The sequence below is a fragment of the Pseudomonas sp. EU05-FHT14B02 genome (assembly GCF_058791055.1).
The window spans coordinates 66,262-89,641 of sequence record NZ_JBYTDD010000009.1; the positions used below are offsets into that span (position 1 = coordinate 66,262).

Consider the following 23,380-nt stretch of genomic DNA (forward strand, 5'->3'; position numbering starts at 1 on the left):
GACGGCGCAGCAGTCACGCCTCTAACGGCTCAACCTTCCTAGTCAACAACTCCACAAACGCCCTCGCCATCGGCGACTTCTGATCCTTGCGCTGCACCAGCCACACCGCCGACACCGCCGCCGGATCCAGCAGCGGTCGATAGACCACGCCATCAATGCGCATCCGCTGATAAGACGCCGGCAGCACCGACACACCCAACCCCGCTGCCACCAGCCCGATAATGGTCATCGCCTCGCCGGCCTCCTGGGCGAAGTGCGGGCTGAAGCCGGAGTCCCGGGCCAGGCTGAGCAGCTGCGCATACAGGCCACTGCCGTAGCTGCGCGGAAAAAACACAAAGGGCTCAAGCGCCAGGGCTGACAGGAACAAGCCCTCCTCACTGCCCTCCACCAACGGGTGCTTGGAACTGAGCACCGCGACCAGCGGCTCGCGCATCAGCTCGACTACGCTGAGGCAGTCCGGCAGCCCGAGTGGGCGCATGATCCCGACTTCAATCGACTCGTCCACCAGCGCATCGGCCACCTGGGTGCTGCTCATTTCCCGCAGGTTCAGATGCACCGCCGGGAAGCGCTGGCGGAAAGAGAAGATCGCTTGAGGAATGGTCGAGTTGAACGGCGCCGACGAGGTGAAGCCGATTTTCAGCTCACCCAACTCGCCCAGTTGCGCCCGTCGCGCGACATCTGCCGCTTTGTCGACCTGCGCCAGCACCAGCCGTGCCTCTTGAAGGAACAGCCGACCGGCCTCGCTCAGCTCGACCCGACGATTGGTACGCTCGAACAACCGGGCGCCGACTTCCTGTTCCAGCGCCTGAATTTGCTGGCTCAGCGGTGGCTGGGAGATACCCAGCACTTGTGCGGCGCGGCCGAAATGCAGTTCTTCGGCGACGGCGATGAAGTAGCGCAGATGACGCAATTCCATGGAAACCCCATTAGGTCGTAAAAGCTATCAAACAGGTCGAACAATATATTGGATTGAATCATTAGCCAGCTATATGCTTTTTTCACTGCCTGACCGGCTGCGCCCTCCGAGGTCCAACGTGAAAACTGCTGTCGCCCCACTCGCCCATGAAGTTTCACCTTCAGTGCCGGACGCTATCGCCGCTGAGCTGGCGGAGATCTACATCGAAAAAGGCACCCCGGCCTTCATGCGCACGGTGCTGGCGTTGTTCTGCGGCGGTTTTGCGACTTTCGCCCTGCTCTACTGCGTGCAGCCGATGATGCCGCTGCTGTCCGACGAGTATTCCATCAACGCGGCGCAAAGCAGCCTGATCCTGTCTATCGCCACCGGCATGCTTGCCATCGGCCTGCTGATCACTGGCCCGATTTCCGACCGTATCGGACGTAAACCGGTGATGGTGGCAGCACTGTTCGCCGCTGCGCTGTGCACCATGGCCAGTGCGATGATGCCGAGCTGGCACGGTGTGCTGCTGATGCGTGCGCTGATCGGATTGTCGTTGAGCGGTCTGGCGGCGGTCGCCATGACCTACCTGAGCGAAGAGATCCACCCACAGCACATCGGCCTTGCCATGGGTTTGTACATCGGTGGCAACGCGATTGGCGGGATGAGCGGACGCTTGATCACCGGCGTATTGATCGACTTCGTCAGCTGGCACACGGCGATGCTGGTGATCGGTGGCCTGGCGCTGATTGCCGCGGCGGTGTTCTGGAAAATCCTCCCCGAATCGCGCAACTTCCGCGCCCGCTCGCTGCACCCGCGCAGCCTGCTCGACGGTTTCACCATGCACTTTCGCGACGCTGGCCTGCCGCTACTGTTTCTAGAAGCCTTTGTGCTGATGGGCGCGTTCGTCACGCTGTTCAACTACATCGGCTACCGCCTGCTGGCCGCGCCGTACCACATGGAACAGGCCTTCGTCGGGTTGCTGTCGGTGGTGTACCTGTCGGGCATCTACAGCTCGGCGAAAATCGGCTCACTGGCCGACAAACTCGGCCGCCGCAAAGTGCTCTGGAGCACCATCGCGCTGATGATCGGTGGTCTCGCCCTGACGATGTTTACGCCATTGCCGCTGGTGATCATCGGCATGCTGATCTTTACCTTCGGCTTCTTCGGCGCCCACTCGGTGGCCAGCAGCTGGATCGGCCGCCGCGCCACCAGGGCCAAGGGGCAAGCATCGTCCTTGTACCTGTTCAGCTACTACGCCGGGGGAAGCATCGCCGGTACGGTGGGTGGCGTGTTCTGGCACCTGGGCGGCTGGAACGGGATCGGGTTGTTCATCGGCACGCTGCTGGTGATTGCGCTGCTGATCGCGTTGAAGCTGGCGAAGTTACCGCCGCTGCCGGGTACAGTGCAGGTTTAGCCACAACTGCACCCTAGCGGTAATCGCGAGCCAAGGTACACTGACGGCATTCGTCAGTCTTGGTAAAGGGAAGCCAGAATGCGCCTGGATCGTCTCCACATTCAGAATTTTCGTTGCTACGAAGATGCCACTTTCGACTTTCAGCCGGGTTTCAATCTGGTGGTGGGGGTTAATGGGAGCGGGAAGACTTCATTGTTGCAAGCGGTTGCAGCCAGTTTCGAAGACTTCATGGCCACAATGGCCGTTTACAGTGGCTCGCTGAACGAAAACGATGCTCGATTTGTTATCGATAACTACAGTGGCCGAATTCGATTCGAACGCCAATATCCAATAGTGATCGAGGCAAACGGTGATGTCTTTGGCGACAGATCCTGGTTAAAAATTAAACTACGTGTAGACGAAGCAGCCTTTCCAGACTCGGCTCTTGTAAATGCAGTGACGGAAAGCGCAGCTGGGTTGAGTCAAAGCAAAAACATTGATTTACCTTTGCTGGCGTTTTACCGAAGCAATCGTAGATGGTCGACAACGAATGTTTCTGCTGAATTCTCGGCTACCCAGAAATTATCGAGACTCGATGGATATAAAAATTGGCATGATTCTGCTTCGGATATTCAAGACTTTGAAAGCTGGATAATCGGTAAAACACTAGAGCAATTGCAGTCGGTGCATCGCTCCTCCAGCATCATGTCGATCTTTGATGATGAGTTGAGCTGGATTAATGATGCACTGAAATGCGCGCTACCCGACTCGACTGGAATCTATTACGACCTGCCGTTACGAAGCATTTTAGTGAACATCGAAGGCAAGAACCCTACCCCGTTCAGTGATCTGAGTGACGGTCAGCGCGGTTTAATTGCTCTGATTTCAGACATCGCCCGCCGCATGTGTATCCTCAACCCTCACATGGGCAAGGACGTCCTGAAAAACACTTCAGGCGTAGTCATCATCGATGAATTGGACATCCATCTTCACCCAGCCTGGCAACGCAACATCGTGCCTGCGCTGAAACAAGCTTTCCCGAAAGTCCAATTCATCGCCGCCAGCCATTCCCCTCAAATCATCGGCAGTCTCCAACCCGAAGAAGTCATCATTCTGCACAACGGCAATCCGTCCCACCCACGGGTCACCTACGGCCTGGACTCCAGCAGCGTGCTGGAAGAAGTGATGGGGGTAACCCAACGCGAACCCGAAATTGAAAAATTGCTCTCGGAGCTGTTTTCAACACTGGAAGACAACGACCTGAAGAAAGCCAAGGCGCAGCTCAAGGCACTGAAGTTAAGAGCCCCTGATCTTCCGGAGTTCGCTGGAGCAGAGGCGCTGATCAGGCGCAAGGAGATCCTCGGTAAATGAAACGAGTGCTCAAAGGAATTGAACCCGCTTCATTTACAAGATGGAAAAGCTCGGCAAACGAAGAGTGGAGCCCCACTTATCCAACACTGCAAAACCCGCAAAAGCGTGATTTACACGACAGTTTGTTGCAAGAACAAGGCTTCTTCTGTTGCTACTGCGGTAGAGAGATAGATGCTGCCAGCAGCCATATCGAACACTTCAGGCCTCAAGAGCACTATGAAGAGTTGGCATTGGAGTACCACAATCTCCACGCCTCCTGTCTGCGAGAGACAACACCTGGCAATCCATTGCACTGTGGTCACCGCAAAGGCAACTGGTTTGACGAAGCGCAGCATATCTCACCGATGGATGAGCATTGCGAGCACCGTTTCCGTTATCTACAGACCGGCGAAATTCAAGCAACCGAGTGGGACGATCTGCCGGCAACGAAAATGATTGAAGTGCTGGCACTCGATATTGCCTACCTCAACAATCGCAGACAGAGCACAATCCGTAGCGTATTCGATGACGATTTCATCACACAGGCCAGTGAGGAGGACCTGGCCCGCCTCGTTGCTGCAATTCGCTCTAACAGTATCCTTGAGCAAAAAGCTTTCGATCACGTGATCGCCCGCTATGCCGAACAGCTCATTGGACTCTGAAAATCTGCACAATGAGAAACGCCCAGCATAAGCCGGGTGTTTTTCATTGATCGGCAGTGCAACTACCTGAGCACCAGCCGCGCTTCCAAGGCATCGTCGCGTTTTTCCAGGGTCAGGGTTTGTAGCGCGACGCCATCGCGCTCGATCCCATCGAGCCACTGCATCAAGGGTTGCGCGTTGCCATTGAGGGTCACGCGCAGCAGATCGCTTTCACTCTCCATCTGACGGATTTCCAGCCCCGCCGCCGTGGCGCTTTCGCTGATACGCAGTGACAGCGGTTGATCAGTGTCGACGGGGACATGGCTGCGCGGTAACGCCCGTTGCAGTTGCGCGGCCAGCACCGTCTGCTGTTGATGCTGTCGCTCGACTGTTTCCAGCCGCTGCCGGGTCGGTTGCCAGATCAGGCTGAAAGCCACAACCGCCAACAAAAAAGCCCCCGATACCTGCAACAGACGCTGTTCGCGCACGGAAATGCGCCGCCATGCCTGCTTCATGCCTCGTCCTCCACGGTGAGGGTGGCTTGCACCCGGTCAGCGGCTTTATTCGCGCTGTCGAGCCGGACGGGCGTGCCTTGTTGTCGCCCGCGTTCCCGCAACTGCTCCAGCTCGGTAAAGCCGCTGGCGGTCAGCTGGATTTTCCAGCCTTCGCCTGCTCGAAACTCGATGCGCTGGACCTCGACCGGGCTGGCGCCAATCACCTGCTCAATCAACCGGACCAGCCCGGCAATGCGGGTGTTTTGCGATTCTACAGGCTGGCTTTGCAGGGCCTTGAGTTGCGCGGCCATGTCGACGATACGGCTCTGTTCAGGGTAGAGCGCCTTGAATCGCCGTTCATTCTGGATTGCGAGGCGGTTGGCTTCGCTGTCGAGGAAGCGGATCCTCGTTTCGCTGGCACCCCAGGTCAACAGCGCCAGCATCAACAGCGCCCACCCGCCGGCACGCCAGGGCAGACGCTTGCCCTGTGGGGCGAATGCGCCTTGCAGCAGGTTGATAGCCCGGGTCGGGCGCTGAGTCAGGCATTGGTCGATGACGGCGGGGGACTCACGTTCATCCAGCCATTGCATGTCGTTGGGCAATGACGGAGTGAGCAGCGTCAGGTCGTCTTGCGACATCGCCAGGCGCGCCGACAGGCCTGCACCCAACAACCAGCGCCCGAACCACCATGCGCCGCACGGCTGATCGCCGGACAACACATCGGCATCGACGAACACCCCGCGCACCTCAATACCTGCTTCGCGCAGCAAGTCGAGCACAGCGGCCAACCGTTCGCGGCCAATGACCATGACCGGGTAGCAGCCGTCACGATCACGAGCGCCAACGCTTAGATGCACAACTTCCAGCGCTTCACTCAGTTGATCTTCCACGGCGTAGGCCATGGCTTGGGCTTCGGGTCTGCGTCGCGAAGGCCATGGCTCGCTGCGAACCCAACTGCACAGTTCCATGGGCAGCAGCACATCAACCACCTGCCCCTGCAATGCCGAGGCCGCCTGATTCAGTGGCATCGGCTGCCGTTGACAGGTTGGCGACCACAGGACGCAGGGCCAGAGGCTGGATGGCGCGTCCTGCCCCTCGGCGGTCAGGTAAAGCCAAGTGTTCATCGCGGTCTCTCGTGGCTACTCATGGGAAGAAAACGTCGTTGCAGCACCGTCAGTTGTCGAGCCTTGGGGTCGTGCCCGACATCCGTGGCCAGGTGCAGTTCGCGCCCGTCCCGGGTCACCTGCACCCTTATCCGATACCAGCGGCTTTGGGTACCAAGCCCGTGATTGCTCAGGCCCTGCCCGGAGAGCAACGGGTCCTGGGTAAACGTCTGGACGCTCGCCCAGGGCGTGGTTGCCGCCTGACGCGCCAGCGCATCGGCGGTCGCGGCGTCCACTTCGCCGAGTGTTCTCAACAGCAGCGCCGGTGCGGTGTTGATGTTCAAGGCGGTGTCGGTGGGCAGCAGTGCCACCCAGGGTTCCAGCCGCTGCAGCAGGCGAGCGTCAATGCCAGGCAGCAAGCGCAGTTGGCTCAGTTCCCCCAGCGGTCCCACCTGGCTCAGTTTCAGAGGAGGCAGTTCGAGCAGTTCGAGCAGGCGCGCCCAACGGTTGAGGGTGACCTGATCCACCTGTCCCTGCCGTAACAACGCATTGAGATTGAAGCGCCCGGCGAGGTCATCGATATCGATTCGGATCTGCGCATCTTCAACGTCGAAACCTGGCGCCATGGCCGTCCAGCCTTGAAACCGCTCGACGGGTTTTTCCGCGTCCTGTAACGCGTCGCGCAACAGCAACAACGCCCAGGTTTCCCCGTCCGATGCGAGCTGCCGCAGCTGCATCTGCAGCAACTGTTGCCCACTGCTTTGCAGCGAAAGGTGATGGCTGCGCAACAAGCCGCCGGTGATCAGCAGCGCCAGGCTCATGACCAGCAATACACTGATCAACGCAATGCCGCGTTGGCGCCCGTTCATGGCAATGCACCCGGCATCGGCAACACCCGACGAATCGATTTGAAGCGCCCGACCGAGACTTGCACCTCCAGCGCCATGAGCGCGTTCGTATCCTGCCCGGCCGACCAATGAGCGACCCAGCCGGACTGGCTTTCGAACAGACGCCAGCGCAACTCACGAACACCTTCGAGCAGTCTTTGCCGTTGCACGAACTCCGTACCTTCGCCCTGGCTTTCGCGCCACAGCACGTTGCCTTCGAGTCGATAGGTCAGTATCTGGCGCTCACTGCGCGGTTGGTCCAGAGGATTGCGCCAGTGACTGCGCTGGAACTGAAAAAGCGGCGGTGCGAGCACCATCGGCTGAGCAGTGACGTGCAGCAGATCCCGCTCTATCACCGCCATCGCTCGTTGCAGGTTCCTCAGCTCTCGCTCGTGGGCCGCCGTGCCCTGTTGCACTCGCAGCACGCTATCGAACAAGCCCCAACTGGCCAGCCCCAGCACGGCGAAGATGGCCATGGCGATGACCAGCTCCAGCAAGGTGAACCCACGCTGCCTACTCATGGCTCGCGGGTATCCAGCCGCTGGCACGATACAACGCGTGCACACTGTTCGCCGGGCTGACCTGAATGTCGACCTGGAGTAAACGCAGATCGCGGGTGACGCTGATGTGCTGTTGCAGCACCCAGTCGCGCTGATCCATGGACACGACCTGTTGTTGCTGGCCGGCCGTCAGGCCGGATTGCAGGCGTAGCTCGTTCAACCGGTTATCCGCCAGCCACGCCGCGAACAGCCGTGTCTCGACGGCGTTGCGCTGCTTCACCGCATATTGACTGGCCGACAGCACGGCTGCCGCCAGTGTCGCGAAGACCGCCAGGGCCACCATGATTTCCAGCAGCGTGAAGCCGCCCATGGACGACAAGGATGACCGGCTAGCCATCGATCGCCACCTCGCCGATGCCATCGCCGGACAGACTCAACCAGGTCCTGTTGCCGGACTCGAATGTCAGCGTGAAGGCACTGGTTTCATCGTTGCTGAGCAACAGCAACTGCGGCGGTCCTTCTTCAGCGTCCAGCCCTACCGCATAGCCGTCCTGCTGCAAACGTACTCGCACGCTCAGGGGCCAGTCAGTCAGTTCCTTCACCGGCTCCCACCCACGAACACCCAGATGCATCAGCCGGTAGCCATCGGCACTCAGCCGCAGGCCATATTCCTGGCCTTCGAACACCGCACGCTCACGCAACTGATGAATCACCTGAACCATCGCCTCGGCTTCCTGCCTGACCGCGCGTGCGGGACTGCCCCCACCGACAAAGCTCACCATGCCCAGCAAGACGCCAACCACGACAATCACGATCATCAGCTCCAATAACGTAAACCCCCGACAGCGGTAACCCACGGATCAATGGCCCCAATTGCCGATTTCGGCTGCAAACCCTTCGCCGCCCGCTACGCCATCGGCGCCCAGGGAATACAGGTCGTAAGTGCCGTCTACCGACCGCACACCCGGGTTGAGGTACTGATAAGGCGTGTTCCACGGGTCGACCGGCATGCTCTTGAGGTAGCCCTGAGGGTTCCAGCCACGCGCCACGGGCAGTCCGGAGGGACGCTTGACCAGCGCTTCCAGGCCTTGCTGGGTCGATGGGTAATGGGCGTTGTCGAGGCGATACATTTCCAGGGCTGTGCCGATGGCCTGAATATCGATTCTGGCGGCAGTGACCTTGGCCTGATCGGGGCGACTCATGAACTGTGGCACCACGATAGCCCCCAGCACGCCGATGATGACTACCACCACCATGATTTCGATCAGGGTAAAACCGCGTTGCGCGCGGGAAAGGTTTTTGCGGACAGGTTGCATGGATCAATTCACCAATTGGTTGAGGCTGAGAATCGGGAGCAGGATGGCCATGACGATCAGCAGCACGACGCCGCCCATCAACACCAACATGGCCGGCTCGAAGAGGCCCACCACCAGCGCAATGCGCGCGGCGAGGCTGTTTTCCTGTTGTTCGGCGGCCCTGGCCAACATGCGGTCAAGTTCGCCGGCACGTTCGCCGCTGGCGATCATGTGCAGCATCATCGGCGGGATGTCACCGCTCAGCTCCAGGCCACGGGTGAGCGTTGCGCCTTCGCGGACCGAGCGGGCGACATCGACCATCCGCGAGCGGATGGTCAGGTTGCCGATGACCGCTGCGGCAATTTCCAGGGCATCCACCAAGGGCACGGCACTTTTGCCGAGGATTGCCAGGGTGCTGGCAAATCGTGCGGCTTCCATGGCACGCAGCACTTCACCGAGGACTGGCGCATTGAGCACCCAACGATGCCAGCGCAGGCGCCACTGCGGCTGCTGCCAGCTCCAGCGCCACAGGCCGAACAGCGTCGCCAGCACGCTCATCAACAACAGGAAATGGTTGCGCAGACCGTTGCTCACGCCGATCAGTGCCTGGGTCAACCAAGGCAACGTCTGGCCGCTGTCGACGAAGATCTTCACCACATCCGGTACCACATAACCAAGCAGAAAACCGACGATTGCCAAGCTGGCCAACATCAGGATCAACGGGTACACCAGGGCCATCTGGATCTTTTGCCGCGAGGCCTGGCGGGCCTGGGTGTAGACCGCCAGTTGCTCCAGCACATGGCCCAGATGCCCCGAGCGTTCCCCGGCGGCCACGGTGGCGCGGAACAACTCGGGGAAGGCCCTGGGAAACTGTCCCAGTGCCGAGGCCAGTGCGTGGCCTTCCATCACCCGGCTCCTGACCGCCCAGAGCAAGCTCGCGACCTTGCGCTTCGAGCTCTGCTTCGCCACCGCATCGAGTGCTTCCTCCAGGGGCAGTCCGGCCTGAACCAGCGTTGACAGCTGCAACGTCAACAACGCCAGATCAGCAGCACTCAGGCGTCCACCTCGCGACTGCTGACCCGCACCGCCGCCCCTGACCTCGGTCAAGACACGCGGCCACAAACCACGTTCACGCAACAACTGTCGCCCATGGCGGGGCCCATCGGCCTCCAGCCGTCCCTTGCAGGATCGTCCCTGGGCATCGCGGGCGCGGTAGTCGAAGGTCGGCACCGGTCAGTTCTCCTGGGTCACACGCAGCAACTCATCGAGGCTGGTCAATCCTTCCAGCACCCGCTGGCGCCCGTCCTGGAACAGGCTGCGCGAGACCTTGCGCGTTTCGTCGACGAGGATTTGCTCGCTGGCGCCCTGATGGATCAGCGCCGAGACGGCGGGTGTCACGCTGATCAGTTCATAAATCCCGATGCGTCCGCGATAACCGTGCTGGCACTGTTCACAGCCCGAGGCCTTGAACAGGGTGTGCGGCGTGCTCGTGTCGAGCCCAAGACGCTGGCAGGCCGCCGCATCGGCGAGGTACGAAACCTTGCAATGGGGGCACAAGGTCCGCAACAGACGCTGGGCCAGAACGCCCACCAGCGAGGACGCCAGCAGATAGCCATCGACGCCCATGTCTACCAGTCGCGTGACCGCGCCGGCCGCGCTGTTGGTGTGCAAGGTCGAGAGCACCAGATGCCCGGTCAAGGACGCCTGGACAGCGATTTCGGCGGTTTCGCGGTCACGGATTTCGCCAACCATCACCACGTCCGGGTCCTGGCGCAAAATCGCCCGCAGGCCCCGGGCGAAGGTCATGTCGACCTTCGGATTGACCGGCATCTGGCCGACACCCGGCAGGTGGTATTCGATCGGGTCTTCGACCGTGAGGATGTTGCGGGTCTGGTCGTTCAGGCTGCTCAGGGCGGCGTACAGGCTGGTGGTCTTGCCGGAACCTGTCGGCCCGGTCACCAGCACAATACCGTGGGGCTTGCCCAACAGATGGCGCAGGGCCGCGAGGATATCGTCCGGCATGCCCAGCCGGTGCAGGTCCAGGCGCCCGGCCTGCTTGTCGAGCAAACGCAGCACCACCCGTTCGCCGTGGGCCGAAGGCAGCGTCGAGACCCGCACATCGACTTCATGCCCGGCCAGGCGCAAGGCCATTCGCCCATCCTGGGGTAAGCGTTTTTCCGCGATGTCCAGGCGCGCCATGACCTTGATCCGCGACACCAGCAGTGTCGCCAGCTCGCGCTTGGGCCTGAGCATTTCACGCAGTTGGCCATCCACCCGCATCCGCACCGACAGGTACTGCTCGAAGGTTTCCAGGTGCACATCCGAGGCGTGCTCTCGCACCGCTTCACCGAGCAACGCGTTGATCAGGCGAATGATCGGCGCGTCGCCTTGTTGCTCCAACAGGTCGGCGGTTTGCGGGACCTGATCGACCAGGCTGAGCAAGTCCAGTTCTTCGTCCAGCCCTTGGGCAACTTGCTCCACCGCACTGCGCCCCTCGCGATAGGCCGCCGCCAGGCGCGAGGCGTACTCATCGGCCCCGACGATTTGAAACGGCAACGCCCGTCCGCACACCCGGCGCGCTTCCGCCAATGCGGTGAGCGGCGCATCACTACGCAGGGCAAGGCGCAGGTCGTCGCCGTCATGCTCCAGCAACACACCAAAACGCCGGGCGAAGCCGAAGGGCAATTGCTCGCAGAGTTCGCTCATGGATTCACTGCGCCTTGCCGCGCAAATCGAACATTGGGGCGTCGGTGGCCGGTTCGAACAACCCGCGCGCCTCGGATGGCAGCAACAACGAGTTGTTGTCCCCCGCCCCTGATTTGCTCAAGTCACGCAGCGCGTTGTAACGCTGCTGGCTGACCTGGGACAGGTCTTCCTTGCTGCGCACGATGGTCGGGCGCAAGAACACCATCAGGTTGCTTTTGGTCTGGGTGTCGCGGCTCCAGCGGAAGATCGCGCCGAGGTAGGGAATGTCCCGCAACAGCGGCACGCCGCTTTTCTGGGTACGCACGCTGTCCCTGATCAGACCGCCGATCACGATGATTTCGCCATCGTCGGCGAGGATGGTGCTCTTGAGCGCTCGCTTGTTGGTGATCAGGTCCGAGGAATCAATGCCCGACACCGAAGGCGCGATGTCCGACACCTCCTGCTCGACCTCCAGGCGTAACGTCGAGCCTTCGTTGATGTAAGGCTTGATCTTCAGACTGATGCCGACGTCCTTGCGCTCGACGGTGGTGAACGGATTCTCCGCGCCGTTGCTGTTGGTGGCATAGGAGCCGGTCTTGAACGGCACGTTCTGGCCGACGATGATTTCGGCTTCCTGATTGTCCAGGGTCAACAGGCTTGGCGTGGACAGCAGGTTGCTGTGAGTGTTGCTGGCCAGGGCCGAAACCAGCGCACCGAAGCGGTCGCCGCCCAGTTGCAGGATCGCCCCTTCCGGCGCCGATCTTTTCTCGTCGAACTTCAGCCCGCCGATGATCGGAATGTCGGTGCCGGGAAAGTTGATGAAGCCCTTGGCGTCACCCGTGTTGAGGTTCCACTGCACGCCGACGGCCTCGGCGATGTCGCCGGAGATTTCGACGATGGCGGCATGGATCAACACCTGGGCCCGTGGCTGGTCCAGCTGACGCACGATGTTTTCGATGGTCCGCACCTGCGCGGGTTCGGCGATCAGCACCAGCGCGTTCTGGCTTTCGTCGGCCTTGATCATGAAGCTTGCACCGCCGGACGTGTCCTTGGCGCTGCCGACGGCGGAAGTCTGCTTTCTGCCCTGCCCCATCGACTCCAGAATCTCGGCCAACTGCTTGGCATCGCTGTGACGCAGACGAATCACCCGGGCATTGTCGAGGGTCGTGGTGGCCGGCGTATCGAGACCTCGGGCCAGCTCGATCAAGCGCTGGCGGACGACCGACGGGCCAATGAAAATCAGGCGATTGGTCCTGGTATCAGCCAGCACCTGTATGGCGGACTCGGCATTGCGCTTGCCCATGGTGGCCTCGATTACCGGCGCGACATCGCCCGCCTGGGCATGCTTGAGCTGAACCACCGCGTGCAGGTTGTTCTGACCGGAATCCAGCTCACGGATCACCCGGGCGATGCGCTTAACATTGGCAGCCGTATCGGTCAGCACCAACGCGTTGGCCGACACCGAGGGGCCAACATAACCATTGGCAGAGACCAATGGCCGCACCAACCCGGCAATATCGGTGGCGCTACCGGTGTTCAAGCCGATGACTTCGGTCACGAACTGCGACGCCGTGGTGGTTTTTACCGTGCCCTGACCGGCCCGGGTCCTGGCCTCGGCAACCGGGGTGATGAGAATCCGGTCGCCCTCATCGATCACTGTGAAGTTATGGGCATCGAGCACCGAATAGAACAGCCGGCGCACCCCTTCACGATCAAGGGCCTGCCGGGACATGACGGTGATTCGACCGGAGACTTTGGGGTCCAGCACCACGGTGGTCCCGAGAATGTTGGAGATCTCTTCGACGATGTCGCGCAACTCTGCGTTGTTCATCGCCAGTTGCCATTTTTCTTCCTCGGCCTGAAGTGTGCCGTGGGAAAGCGTTAGCGCCATGGCGACGAAAAAAAGCACCGGCCGCAGTGCTTGTGCACCGAGAAAGCTATTCATGAAGTTGATCACTCTGTCGGCCCGGCAAGCGGGCTAAAAAAACGCGGAGAAACGTTCGGCACTTGCGGCTTGCCGTGGGGGGCGAGCCGTTGCAGGAAACCCGTGACGGGAGGCTGGAGCGTCAACAATTCCTCTCGGCCCTTGCTCCACAACACCGCGTGATCGGGCTCAACGCGGCGCAAGATACTGCCACCGGGCAAGCGCTCGCCGACCTGGTAGATGCGCGCGCCTTGCGAGTCTGCCAACAACACCCGGGACAAGCCGTGAGTGACGACGAAGCTTGCCTCCAAGGTCAGTGGTTCCGCGCTCGGCAGCAATTCGGCACCCGTCGTCAGACCGAGCACCGTTGCAACCGCCGTTGCGTCGAGCGCTTGACGGGGTGCGGGAGCGGTTCGCGAGGTTTCGACCGGTGCTGGCAGCACCAACTGTTCGCGATAGCGCCACTCCTGCCAGCCCAGGAACGCCCCATAGGCCAGCGGCACAACCAGCAGGCTCACCTTGCTCAAAGGCAATGCAAGTCCGGCCAAGCGTTCGCGCGAAAACATCACCATGGCCTCACTCAAGTCGCCCGGACCCAGGCTTGCCACACAGGCGCAAAGACATCCGTTGCAGCACCCGGTGGTTGCAGGCCTCATGCACGATGACGGCGCCGATGTGCGCGACCAGCAGCAGCGACAGCACCACACATACCCAGGTGTGAACCGTGACGAACAGAGCGATCAGTTGTGGATCGCTTAACGGCTGACCGATCTCGATCACCCCGAATACATCGATCGGGCGATCCATCATCAACACGCCGGTCACCAGAACGGCACCGACGAAGAGGTAAATCAATGCGTGGGCAAACAATGCGAGCACTTCGACAAGCGACAACGACTTCATGCCCGAAAAACGGGTATGAGTGAAAAACAGAAACAGGCGCCACAGGTAAAACGGTATGAACACTGTCGTCAGCGAAACATTGAAGAACGCAACCGACTCTTTGATATGCGCTGACACCTCGAAACCGGCCACAAGAAAACCAGACAGCAAGGTCCACAGGATCACCGCGGCAGACAACCAATGCAGCAGCACGCGCTGTCTGGAATAACCCGAAACAGTCATTTTCAACTCGATCAAAGTCAGAAGAATAAAGCTTCAGGCGATCAGCTACCGACCGCCTGAAGTGCTACAAGAGGGACTTACAACTTGTTCCACGCCATGTGCCAGTGAGCACCTACACCTGGTTCAAAACCGTTGGCACTGGGGCTGTACTGCTTGCAGTAACCCGACTCGGGGAATGGCTTGCACTCAAAGACTTCGTTGGTCTTCGGTTGCAGAACTTTGGTACCGGCGGTGTAGTCGCTGAGGCCTTCAGGGAACACGAAATCGTATTCGACGCCGGCGCCTTCACCAGTCAGTTGGGTGGTCTGGGTGTCCTGACGGGTGGTGCGGCCATCCAGGGTGGTGCCGACCAGGGTCAGGGTGTGCGCACCCGGGTTGCTGCGTACATCCATGGACAGCCAGGTGGAGCCGCTGGCCACTTGTGCCGACGTGGTGCCTACCGGCTTGTTGTTCTGGTCGAGCAAGGTCGCTTCGACGTTCATCGGACGGTTCGAGGTCATGCTGAACTCGACCTTGGCCCGGCCTTTATCCAGGACGTATTCGGCTTGCTGCGAGGCCACCGACATGCGCGCAGCGGCGTCGTCTTTCATGTCCAGTTGCACTTCGTAGCGGACTACCCCGCTTTCTTTTTGTGCGTAAAGGCTGTTGGCGCCTTTGACAGGCTCGACATTGCCGCTCTCGTCACGGATACCGGCGCGAACGAGGGTGTGGGTCTGGTTGATTTTTTCTGCCAGCTTGAACGACCAGTTTTGCGGCGCCCCTTCTTCAGCGTTGTCGATGCTGATTTCGACGCTGTAGTCCGGGCTCTCGCCATTGGCGGAGAACGCGCGGGCCTTGACCTTGTCACCCACCAGCAACGCGGCTGATGGTGCAATGCTGCCCACCGAGGACCAGCCGCCCGGCAGATCCGGTTCAGCCAGAATGTTCACGTCTGCCGCGTTGTAAAACGCTGCATCGGTGTCACCGACGGTCCAGATGGCCAGGACGACGTGATGGCCGGACTTGTCTGCCGGTAGGGTGCAGTTGTGCTTGTCACTGGACTCGGGACGCTGATTGCCGCCATCGATGGTGCAGAACGGCGTGCTTTCAAAGGTGGCGCGCTTGAGCGACTCATTCGGGTTCCAGCCGTTACGGGTAATGAAATACTCGTGCTTGGAGGCTGGGTGAACCGCGGTGTAACGCCATTGGAAATCGATGTTGCGGTCCTTGATTTCCGTCAGGTGCCAACGGGTGGCGGACTGCGCATCCATGGCAGAGAACAGCGAGTGACCACCACTGGCGATCTTGCCATCGACCGGTCCCTGCAAGGGAGCACCGCCGACGCCGGCCGGAAAGCCTTTGAAGGTTTCACCAACACTCTGCGGCTCGTACTGGGCGCCACCGCAGTTGGTGTTCAAGCCTTTCTGGCAAGCCAGCGCGCGCGAAGGCGGCACTTCCAGATAGCCATGGGCGGAAACGGTTTGAGAGGCCAGCATTGCCGATAACAGGATCATCGATGAAGTGCAGGCGGTTAATGCACTTCTCTTTTCAAACTTGATTTTCATGATGTATTCCAGACTGCTTATCGAAAACAGGGCGTCTTGTGGGCGCCCCTGTTCGCTTCGTGATTGTTCGGCGATACGCCGGACAAGGGCCTGGAACCTTACGGGGATGGAAGCAAATTCTATGTAGGAGTAATCACCGCACGAGGCAGGAACAGTCTCTCCATTCCTCGATCCGACAAAGAAAGAAAAACATTCTTACAACAAGTGATGCTTTATCGATTGAGCTTTTGAACGGCACAAAAAAACCTGTCCGGCACGAGGCGGGACAGGCTTTGTCGAAACGGGCAATCGCTATTCGTGATACTGCGCCGACAGTTCATGTACCGCGCGCAGGAACGCGCCAGCATGTTCCGGATCGACTTCCGGCGTGATGCCATGGCCGAGGTTGAACACGTGGCCGCTGCCTTTGCCGTAGCTTGCCAGGATGCGCCCGACTTCCGCGCGAATCGCTTCCGGCTTGGCGTAGAGCACGGTCGGGTCCATGTTGCCTTGCAGGGCGACCTTGTCGCCGACACGGGCGCGGGCGCTGCCGATGTCGCAGGTCCAGTCCAGGCCTAGTGCATCAGCCCCGGCGTCGGCGATGCTTTCCAGCCACAGACCGCCGCTCTTGGTGAACAGGATCACCGGCACCTTGCGGCCTTCGTGCTCGCGGATCAAGCCGCTGACGATTTTCTTCATGTAGGCCAGGGAGAACTCCTGGTACGCCGCCGCCGAGAGGGCGCCGCCCCAGCTGTCGAAGATCTGCACCGCTTGCGCACCGGCCATGATCTGGCCGTTGAGGTAGCTGGTGACCGTCTGCGCGAGCTTGTCCAGCAGCAGGTGCAGGGCTTGCGGATTGTCGTAGAGCATGGTTTTAGTCTTGCGGTAGTCTTTCGACGAACCGCCTTCGACCATGTAGGTGGCCAGTGTCCATGGGCTGCCGGAGAAGCCGATCAGCGGCACACGGCCGTTCAGTTCGCGGCGGATGGTGCTGACCGCATCCATCACATAGCCCAGGTCTTTGTGCGGATCAGGAATCGGCAGGGCCTCGATGTCAGCCAGGGTGCTGACGACTTTCTTGAAGCGCGGACCTTCGCCTGTTTCGAAGTACAGGCCCTGGCCCATGGCATCGGGAATGGTCAGGATATCGGAGAAGAGGATCGCCGCGTCCAGTTGTGGATAGCGGTCGAGCGGCTGCATCGTGACTTCGCAAGCGAACGCCGGGTTCATGCACAAGCTCATGAAATCACCGGCCTTGGCACGGCTGGCGCGGTATTCAGGCAGGTAGCGACCGGCCTGACGCATCATCCACACGGGGGTGACGTCTACGGGTTGCTTGAGCAGGGCGCGCAGGAAACGGTCGTTCTTCAGGGCAGTCATGTCGGCATCCGGAAAAAAAGTGAGGGCATTTTCTCAGAGCCGGGCGCAAAAGGCACGGTTGCAGGTCAGCCTTTTGTCTATCGGGTCAATTTGTCGCAATGTAAACGCGGTATTCGTTACACCACGAAACAACTGTGGGAGCGAGCTTGCTCGCGATGAGGACTTCACATTCAACATCTCTGCTGACTGATCCACCGCTATCGCGAGCAAGCTCGCTCCCACATTTGATCCCATTTCAAATTGAAATCGGGTTTTAGACGCCCAGGTAATCCAGGATCCCTTCAGCCGCATTGCGGCCTTCGAAGATCGCCGTCACTACCAGGTCAGAACCGCGAACCATGTCGCCACCGGCGAAGATTTTCGGGTTGCTGGTCTGGTGCTTGTACTGACCTTGCTCAGGCGCCACCACGCGGCCCTGGCTGTCGGTCTGGATTTCGAACTGTTCGAACCACGGCGCCGGGCTCGGACGGAAACCGAAGGCGATAACCACGGCGTCGGCCGGGATGATCTCTTCGGAGCCCGGGATCGGCTCGGGGCTGCGACGGCCACGGGCATCCGGCTCGCCGAGACGGGTCTCGACCACCTTCACGCCTTCGACCTTGTCTTCACCGACAATGGCGATCGGCTGGCGGTTGTAGAGGAACTTCACGCCTTCTTCCTTGGCGTTCTTCACCTCTTTGCGCGAGCCCGGCATGTTCGCTTCGTCACGACGATAGGCGCAGGTCACCGACTTGGCACCCTGACGAATCGAAGTACGGTTGCAGTCCATCGCCGTGTCGCCGCCGCCGAGTACCACGACCTTCTTGCCTTTCATGTCGACGAAATCTTCCGGCGACTTTTCAAAGCCAAGGTTGCGGTTGACGTTGGCGATCAGGAAGTCCAGTGCGTCGTACACGCCCGGCAGGTCTTCACCGGCAAAACCGCCCTTCATGTAGGTGTAGGTGCCCATGCCCATGAATACGGCATCGTATTCTTCGAGCAGTTGCTCCATGGTCACGTCCTTGCCCACCTCGGTGTTGAGGCGGAACTCGATGCCCATGCCGCTGAAGACTTCGCGACGATTGCTCAGCACGGTCTTTTCCAGCTTGAACTCGGGGATACCGAAGGTCAGCAGACCGCCGATTTCCGGGTTCTTGTCGAACACCACCGGGGTCACGCCACCGCGCACCAGCACGTCGGCACAACCCAGGCCCGCCGGGCCCGCACCGATAATCGCGACACGCTTGCCGGTCGGCTTGACCTTGGACATGTCCGGGCGCCAGCCCATGGCGAACGCGGTGTCGGTGATGTACTTCTCCACCGAACCGATGGTCACCGCGCCGAAGCCGTCGTTGAGGGTGCAGGCACCTTCGCACAGACGGTCCTGCGGGCACACCCGGCCGCAGACTTCCGGCAGGGTGTTGGTCTGGTGCGACAGCTCGGCGGCCTGGAGGATGTTGCCCTCGGCCACCAGTTTCAGCCAGTTGGGAATGAAGTTGTGCACCGGGCACTTCCATTCGCAATACGGGTTACCGCAACCCAGGCAGCGGTGGGCCTGGTCGGCCGACTGCTGGGGTTTGAAGGGTTCGTAGATTTCCACGAACTCTTTCTTGCGTTGACGCAACAGTTTCTTCTTCGGATCCTTGCGCCCGACCTCGATGAACTGGAAGTCATTATTCAGACGTTCAGCCATTTTAAAACCTCATCAAACTCTTCAGGCGCATATCACTGCGGGTTGGCACGGGTGCTGGAAAGCAACGACTTCAGGTTGGCAGCCTTGGGCTTGACCAGCCAGAAACGACGCACGTAATCATCGAGGTTCTCGGCGAGTTCACGACCCCACTCGCTGTCGGTTTCCTCGACGTACTCGTTCAGCACGCGCTGCAGGTGGCTACGGTAGGCTTCCATCGCCTCGCCGCTGATCCGCTGGATTTCCACCAGTTCGTGGTTGACCCGGTCAACGAAGGTGTTGTCCTGGTCGAGCACGTAGGCGAAACCGCCGGTCATGCCAGAGCCGAAGTTGTAACCGGTCTTGCCCAGTACGCAGACGAAACCACCGGTCATGTACTCGCAGCAGTGATCGCCAGTGCCTTCCACGACGGTGTGGGCACCGGAGTTACGCACGGCGAAACGCTCGCCCGCGGTGCCGGCGGCAAACAGCTTGCCGCCAGTGGCACCGTACAGGCAGGTGTTGCCGATGATGGCACTGTCCTGGGTGCGGTAGACACTGCCCTTCGGCGGAACGATCACCAGCTTGCCGCCGGTCATGCCCTTGCCGACGTAGTCGTTGGCATCGCCTTCGAGGTACATGTGCAGGCCGCCGGCGTTCCACACGCCGAAGCTCTGCCCGGCCGTGCCTTTGAAGCGGAACGTGACCGGCGCGTTGGCCATGCCCTGGTTGCCGTGCTTGCGCGCGATTTCGCCGGAGATCCGTGCGCCGATGGAACGGTCGCAGTTGCAGATATCCAGGTCGAATTCAGCGCCGCTCAGGTCGTTGATCGCCGAGGTGGCCATGTCGACCATTTTCTCGGCCAGCAGGCCCTTGTCGAATGGCGGGTTGCGTTCAACGCCACAGAACTGCGGTTTGTCCGCCGGCACGTGGTCGCTGCCCAGCAACGGGGTCAGGTCCAGGTGATGCTGCTTGGCGGTCTGGCCTTCGAGGACTTCCAGCAGATCGGTACGGCCGATCAGCTCTTCGAGGGAGCGCACACCCAGCTTGGCCAGCCACTCACGGGTTTCTTCGGCGACGTAGGTGAAGAAATTCACCACCATGTCGACGGTACCGATGTAGTGATCCTTGCGCAGCTTCTCGTTCTGGGTCGCGACGCCGGTGGCGCAGTTGTTCAGGTGGCAGATGCGCAGGTATTTGCAGCCCAGGGCGATCATTGGCGCAGTGCCGAAGCCGAAGCTTTCAGCGCCGAGGATTGCCGCCTTGATCACGTCGAGGCCGGTTTTCAGGCCGCCGTCGGTCTGCACCCGCACTTTGCCGCGCAGGTCGTTGCCGCGCAGGGTCTGGTGGGTTTCGGCCAGGCCGAGTTCCCACGGAGCGCCCGCGTATTTGATCGAGGTCAGCGGCGATGCACCGGTACCGCCGTCGTAGCCGGAAATGGTGATCAAGTCCGCGTAGGCCTTGGCCACGCCGGCGGCGATGGTGCCGACGCCCGCTTCCGCTACAAGCTTCACCGAGACCAGCGCCTGCGGGTTGACTTGTTTCAGGTCGAAAATCAGCTGCGACAAGTCTTCGATCGAGTAGATGTCGTGGTGCGGCGGCGGCGAAATCAGGGTCACGCCCGGCACTGCATAACGCAGCTTGGCGATCAGGCCGTTGACCTTGCCGCCTGGCAGTTGACCGCCCTCGCCTGGCTTGGCGCCTTGGGCAACCTTGATCTGCAGTACTTCAGCGTTGACCAGGTATTCCGGGGTTACACCGAAACGGCCGGTTGCAACCTGCTTGATTTTCGAGCTCTTGATGGTGCCGTAGCGCGCCGGGTCTTCGCCGCCTTCGCCGGAGTTGGAACGCGCACCGAGGCGGTTCATGGCTTCGGCCAGGGCTTCGTGAGCTTCAGGCGACAGGGCGCCCAGTGAGATACCGGCGGAGTCGAAGCGCTTGAGCACCGATTCCAGCGGCTCGATTTCGCTCATGTCCAGAGGGGTATCGAGGGTCTTGACCTTGAGCAGGTCACGGATCATCGACACCGGACGGTTATCCACCAGCGAGGTGTATTCCTTGAACTTGCTGTAGTCGCCCTGCTGCACGGCGGCTTGCAGGGTGTTGACCACGTCGGGGTTGTAGGCGTGGTACTCGCCACCGTGGACGAACTTCAGCAAACCACCCTGCTGGATCGGCTTGCGCGGGCTCCAGGCTTCGGTGGCCAGGGCTTTCTGCTCGGCTTCGATGTCGACGAAACGCGCACCCTTGATGCGGCTCGGCACACCCTTGAAGCTCAGGTTGCAGACTTCCTCGGACAGGCCGATCGCTTCGAACAGTTGTGCTCCGCGATAGGAGGTGATGGTCGAGATGCCCATCTTCGACAGGATCTTGAGCAGACCCTTGGTGATGCCTTTACGGTAGTTCTTGAACACCTCGTAGAGGTCGCCCAGCACTTCACCGGTACGGATCAGGTCGCCCAGCACTTCGTAGGCCAGGAACGGATAAACGGCAGAGGCGCCGAAACCGATCAACACGGCGAAGTGGTGTGGATCGCGAGCGGTCGCAGTTTCCACCAGGATGTTGGAATCGCAACGCAGGCCTTTTTCGGTCAGACGGTGGTGCACCGCACCGGTGGCCAGGGAAGCGTGGATCGGCAACTTGCCCGGGGCGATGTGACGGTCACTCAGCACGACCTGGGTACGACCGGCGCGCACGGCTTCTTCAGCCTGATCGGCCACGTTGCGGATCGCCGCTTCCAGGCCGACGCTTTCGTCGTAGTTGAGGTCGATGATCGCGCGCTCGAAGCCCGGACGATCGAGGTTCATCAGCGAGCGCCACTTGGCCGGGGAAATGACCGGCGAGCTGAGGATCACGCGCGAAGCGTGTTCCGGCGACTCCTGGAAGATGTTGCGCTCGGCACCGAGGCAGATTTCCAGCGACATGACGATGGCTTCGCGCAGCGGGTCGATCGGCGGGTTGGTGACCTGCGCGAACTGCTGGCGGAAATAGTCGTACGGCGTGCGCACGCGCTGGGACAGCACGGCCATCGGCGTATCGTCGCCCATCGAGCCCACGGCTTCGTAGCCCTGCTCGCCGAGCGGACGCAGCACCTGGTCGCGCTCCTCGAACGTGACCTGGTACATCTTCATGTATTGCTTGAGCTGATCGACGTCGTAGAACGCCGAACCGTGGTCGTTGTCTTCCATGGTCGCCTGGATGCGCAGGGCATTCTTGCGCAGCCATTGCTTGTACGGGTGACGGGACTTCAGGCGGTTGTCGATCGCATCGGTGTCGAGGATCTGACCGGTTTCGGTGTCCACGGCAAAGATCTGGCCCGGGCCCACACGACCCTTGGCGATCACGTCTTCAGGCTGGTAGTTCCAGACACCGATTTCCGAGGCCAGGGTGATGAAACCGTTCTTGGTGGTGACCCAACGCGCCGGACGCAGACCGTTACGGTCGAGCAGGCACACCGCGTAACGACCGTCGGTCATGACCACGCCGGCCGGACCGTCCCACGGTTCCATGTGCATCGAGTTGTATTCGTAGAACGCACGCAGATCCGGGTCCATGGTCTCGACGTTCTGCCACGCAGGCGGAATGATCATCCGCACGCCACGGAACAGGTCGATGCCACCGGTGACCATCAGCTCCAGCATGTTGTCCATGCTCGAGGAGTCGGAACCAACGCGGTTGACCAGCGGGCCGAGCTCTTCCAGGTCCATCAGATCGTTGGTGAACTTGGTGCGACGGGCCACGGCCCAGTTGCGGTTGCCGGTAATGGTGTTGATCTCGCCGTTGTGCGCCAGGAAGCGGAACGGTTGGGCCAGCGGCCATTTCGGCAGGGTGTTGGTGGAGAAGCGCTGGTGGAACACGCAAATCGAGGTTTGCAGGCGCTCATCGCTCAGGTCCGGATAGAAGGCGGTCAAGTCCGCCGGCATCATCAGGCCTTTGTATATGATGGTCTTGTGCGAAAAGCTGCACACGTAGTGATCCACGTCGGCGGCGTTGGCCACGGACGAGCGACGACGGGAGGTGAACAGCTTGACGGCCATGTCCTGATCGCTCAGGCCTTCACCGCCGATGAACACTTGCTCGATCTGCGGCAGGCGCTCAAGGGCCAGGCGGCCGAGGACACTGGTGTCGATCGGCACTTTGCGCCAGCCGACCAGCTGCAGGCCGGCGGCCAGGATCTCGCGATTCATGTTCTCGCGAGCGGCTTCGGCTTTGACCGGGTCCTGGTTGAAGAAAACCATGCCCACAGCGTATTGCTTGGGCATTTCGACGCCGAAGGTTTCCTGGGCGATGGCTCGCAGGAACACGTCCGGCTTTTGAATCAGCAGACCGCAACCGTCACCGGTCTTGCCGTCGGCATTAATCCCACCGCGGTGGGTCATGCAGGTCAGGGCCTCGATGGCCGTTTGCAAAAGGGTATGACTGGGCTCGCCCTGCATATGGGCAATCAGGCCGAAACCGCAGTTATCCTTGAATTCATCTGGTTGGTACAGACCTGCTTTCATAGACACTTTCTCACCAGGCTGCTTCTCGCGAA

20 protein-coding genes are annotated in these 23,380 nt (G+C 60.6%); 3 read left to right on the forward strand and 17 right to left on the reverse strand.

The annotated features are described in order from the left end of the window. Nucleotides 1-13: 13 nt before the first annotated feature. Nucleotides 14-916, reverse strand: a complete 903-nt coding sequence (locus AC3WTM_RS10895; RefSeq protein ID WP_102671140.1) for a LysR family transcriptional regulator — start codon at nucleotides 914-916, stop codon at nucleotides 14-16. Nucleotides 917-1,034: 118 nt separating this feature from the next. Between AC3WTM_RS10895 and AC3WTM_RS10900 the strand changes: the two genes are divergently transcribed. The 3 genes from AC3WTM_RS10900 to AC3WTM_RS10910 all read left to right on the forward strand — a co-directional run bounded on the left by AC3WTM_RS10900 (nucleotide 1,035) and on the right by AC3WTM_RS10910 (nucleotide 4,303). After that, a complete protein-coding gene (locus AC3WTM_RS10900; RefSeq protein WP_173677899.1) occupies nucleotides 1,035-2,312 on the forward strand; it encodes an MFS transporter in 1,278 nt (425 codons plus the stop codon). A gap of 78 nt (nucleotides 2,313-2,390) precedes the next feature. Continuing rightward, the gene (locus tag AC3WTM_RS10905) at nucleotides 2,391-3,662 is read left to right on the forward strand and encodes an AAA family ATPase (RefSeq protein ID WP_102671142.1); all 1,272 of its coding nucleotides are present in this window, start codon (nucleotides 2,391-2,393) and stop codon (nucleotides 3,660-3,662) included. Then, the gene (locus AC3WTM_RS10910; protein ID WP_102671143.1) at nucleotides 3,659-4,303 is read left to right on the forward strand and encodes a retron system putative HNH endonuclease; all 645 of its coding nucleotides are present in this window, start codon (nucleotides 3,659-3,661) and stop codon (nucleotides 4,301-4,303) included. Before AC3WTM_RS10905 ends, AC3WTM_RS10910 begins: the two co-directional genes overlap by 4 nt. A 62-nt stretch (nucleotides 4,304-4,365) precedes the next feature. On the opposite strand, the gene AC3WTM_RS10915 is transcribed toward AC3WTM_RS10910, so the two are convergent. The 16 genes from AC3WTM_RS10915 to gltB all read right to left on the reverse strand — a co-directional run bounded on the left by AC3WTM_RS10915 (nucleotide 4,366) and on the right by gltB (nucleotide 23,348). Further along, nucleotides 4,366-4,797 (reverse strand): type II secretion system protein M, encoded by a 432-nt coding sequence (locus AC3WTM_RS10915; RefSeq protein ID WP_102671144.1) that lies wholly within the window; start codon nucleotides 4,795-4,797, stop codon nucleotides 4,366-4,368. Next, entirely contained in the window at nucleotides 4,794-5,900 is a 1,107-nt protein-coding gene (gene gspL, locus AC3WTM_RS10920) for a type II secretion system protein GspL (protein WP_102671145.1), read from the reverse strand. Before gspL ends, AC3WTM_RS10915 begins: the two co-directional genes overlap by 4 nt. Then, a complete protein-coding gene (locus AC3WTM_RS10925) occupies nucleotides 5,897-6,748 on the reverse strand; it encodes a type II secretion system protein GspK (protein ID WP_102671146.1) in 852 nt (283 codons plus the stop codon). Before AC3WTM_RS10925 ends, gspL begins: the two co-directional genes overlap by 4 nt. Beyond that, nucleotides 6,745-7,287 (reverse strand): type II secretion system protein GspJ, encoded by a 543-nt coding sequence (locus AC3WTM_RS10930; RefSeq protein WP_102671147.1) that lies wholly within the window; start codon nucleotides 7,285-7,287, stop codon nucleotides 6,745-6,747. The genes AC3WTM_RS10925 and AC3WTM_RS10930 overlap by 4 nt, the downstream gene beginning before the upstream one ends. Beyond that, nucleotides 7,280-7,663, reverse strand: a complete 384-nt coding sequence (gene gspI / locus AC3WTM_RS10935) for a type II secretion system minor pseudopilin GspI (protein WP_102671148.1) — start codon at nucleotides 7,661-7,663, stop codon at nucleotides 7,280-7,282. Before gspI ends, AC3WTM_RS10930 begins: the two co-directional genes overlap by 8 nt. Continuing rightward, on the reverse strand, nucleotides 7,656-8,123 hold the full coding sequence (gene gspH / locus AC3WTM_RS10940; RefSeq protein ID WP_102671149.1) for a type II secretion system minor pseudopilin GspH: 468 nt from the start codon (nucleotides 8,121-8,123) through the stop codon (nucleotides 7,656-7,658). Before gspH ends, gspI begins: the two co-directional genes overlap by 8 nt. Nucleotides 8,124-8,126: 3 nt before the next feature. Beyond that, nucleotides 8,127-8,582, reverse strand: coding sequence for a type II secretion system major pseudopilin GspG (gspG, locus tag AC3WTM_RS10945; RefSeq protein WP_102671150.1), 456 nt, complete (start codon nucleotides 8,580-8,582; stop codon nucleotides 8,127-8,129). A 3-nt stretch (nucleotides 8,583-8,585) separates the two neighbouring features. After that, nucleotides 8,586-9,791, reverse strand: a complete 1,206-nt coding sequence (gene gspF, locus AC3WTM_RS10950; protein ID WP_102671151.1) for a type II secretion system inner membrane protein GspF — start codon at nucleotides 9,789-9,791, stop codon at nucleotides 8,586-8,588. Between the two features lie 3 nt (nucleotides 9,792-9,794). Next, nucleotides 9,795-11,267, reverse strand: coding sequence for a type II secretion system ATPase GspE (gene gspE / locus AC3WTM_RS10955; RefSeq protein ID WP_102671152.1), 1,473 nt, complete (start codon nucleotides 11,265-11,267; stop codon nucleotides 9,795-9,797). Nucleotides 11,268-11,271: 4 nt separating this feature from the next. Then, a complete protein-coding gene (gene gspD, locus AC3WTM_RS10960; RefSeq protein ID WP_102671153.1) occupies nucleotides 11,272-13,191 on the reverse strand; it encodes a type II secretion system secretin GspD in 1,920 nt (639 codons plus the stop codon). Between the two features lie 8 nt (nucleotides 13,192-13,199). After that, nucleotides 13,200-13,742 (reverse strand): hypothetical protein, encoded by a 543-nt coding sequence (locus AC3WTM_RS10965; protein WP_102671154.1) that lies wholly within the window; start codon nucleotides 13,740-13,742, stop codon nucleotides 13,200-13,202. A gap of 4 nt (nucleotides 13,743-13,746) precedes the next feature. Beyond that, nucleotides 13,747-14,295, reverse strand: coding sequence for a cytochrome b (locus tag AC3WTM_RS10970; protein ID WP_057712344.1), 549 nt, complete (start codon nucleotides 14,293-14,295; stop codon nucleotides 13,747-13,749). Nucleotides 14,296-14,372: 77 nt separating this feature from the next. Beyond that, nucleotides 14,373-15,839, reverse strand: a complete 1,467-nt coding sequence (gene gbpA / locus AC3WTM_RS10975) for an N-acetylglucosamine-binding protein GbpA (RefSeq protein ID WP_102671155.1) — start codon at nucleotides 15,837-15,839, stop codon at nucleotides 14,373-14,375. A gap of 291 nt (nucleotides 15,840-16,130) precedes the next feature. Next, on the reverse strand, nucleotides 16,131-17,198 hold the full coding sequence (gene hemE / locus AC3WTM_RS10980; RefSeq protein ID WP_057712346.1) for a uroporphyrinogen decarboxylase: 1,068 nt from the start codon (nucleotides 17,196-17,198) through the stop codon (nucleotides 16,131-16,133). A gap of 253 nt (nucleotides 17,199-17,451) precedes the next feature. Next, complete coding sequence (locus tag AC3WTM_RS10985) at nucleotides 17,452-18,870, reverse strand: FAD-dependent oxidoreductase (RefSeq protein ID WP_007997363.1); 1,419 nt, start codon at nucleotides 18,868-18,870, stop codon at nucleotides 17,452-17,454. A 32-nt stretch (nucleotides 18,871-18,902) separates the two neighbouring features. Beyond that, entirely contained in the window at nucleotides 18,903-23,348 is a 4,446-nt protein-coding gene (gene gltB, locus AC3WTM_RS10990; protein ID WP_102671156.1) for a glutamate synthase large subunit, read from the reverse strand. Between the last annotated feature and the right edge of the window lie 32 nt (nucleotides 23,349-23,380).

Coding starts and splice junctions, on each gene's coding strand:
- gbpA (WP_102671155.1), bottom strand. CDS start 15,839: ATGAAAATCAAGTTTGAAAAGAGAAGTGCATTAACCGCCTGCACTTCA.
- gspL (WP_102671145.1), bottom strand. CDS start 5,900: ATGAACACTTGGCTTTACCTGACCGCCGAGGGGCAGGACGCGCCATCC.
- gltB (WP_102671156.1), bottom strand. CDS start 23,348: ATGAAAGCAGGTCTGTACCAACCAGATGAATTCAAGGATAACTGCGGT.
- AC3WTM_RS10895 (WP_102671140.1), bottom strand. CDS start 916: ATGGAATTGCGTCATCTGCGCTACTTCATCGCCGTCGCCGAAGAACTG.
- gspG (WP_102671150.1), bottom strand. CDS start 8,582: ATGCAACCTGTCCGCAAAAACCTTTCCCGCGCGCAACGCGGTTTTACC.
- AC3WTM_RS10985 (WP_007997363.1), bottom strand. CDS start 18,870: ATGGCTGAACGTCTGAATAATGACTTCCAGTTCATCGAGGTCGGGCGC.
- AC3WTM_RS10910 (WP_102671143.1), top strand. CDS start 3,659: ATGAAACGAGTGCTCAAAGGAATTGAACCCGCTTCATTTACAAGATGG.
- AC3WTM_RS10925 (WP_102671146.1), bottom strand. CDS start 6,748: ATGAACGGGCGCCAACGCGGCATTGCGTTGATCAGTGTATTGCTGGTC.
- AC3WTM_RS10970 (WP_057712344.1), bottom strand. CDS start 14,295: ATGACTGTTTCGGGTTATTCCAGACAGCGCGTGCTGCTGCATTGGTTG.
- AC3WTM_RS10915 (WP_102671144.1), bottom strand. CDS start 4,797: ATGAAGCAGGCATGGCGGCGCATTTCCGTGCGCGAACAGCGTCTGTTG.
- AC3WTM_RS10930 (WP_102671147.1), bottom strand. CDS start 7,287: ATGAGTAGGCAGCGTGGGTTCACCTTGCTGGAGCTGGTCATCGCCATG.
- gspD (WP_102671153.1), bottom strand. CDS start 13,191: ATGAATAGCTTTCTCGGTGCACAAGCACTGCGGCCGGTGCTTTTTTTC.
- AC3WTM_RS10965 (WP_102671154.1), bottom strand. CDS start 13,742: ATGGTGATGTTTTCGCGCGAACGCTTGGCCGGACTTGCATTGCCTTTG.
- AC3WTM_RS10905 (WP_102671142.1), top strand. CDS start 2,391: ATGCGCCTGGATCGTCTCCACATTCAGAATTTTCGTTGCTACGAAGAT.
- gspE (WP_102671152.1), bottom strand. CDS start 11,267: ATGAGCGAACTCTGCGAGCAATTGCCCTTCGGCTTCGCCCGGCGTTTT.
- gspI (WP_102671148.1), bottom strand. CDS start 7,663: ATGGCTAGCCGGTCATCCTTGTCGTCCATGGGCGGCTTCACGCTGCTG.
- hemE (WP_057712346.1), bottom strand. CDS start 17,198: ATGACTGCCCTGAAGAACGACCGTTTCCTGCGCGCCCTGCTCAAGCAA.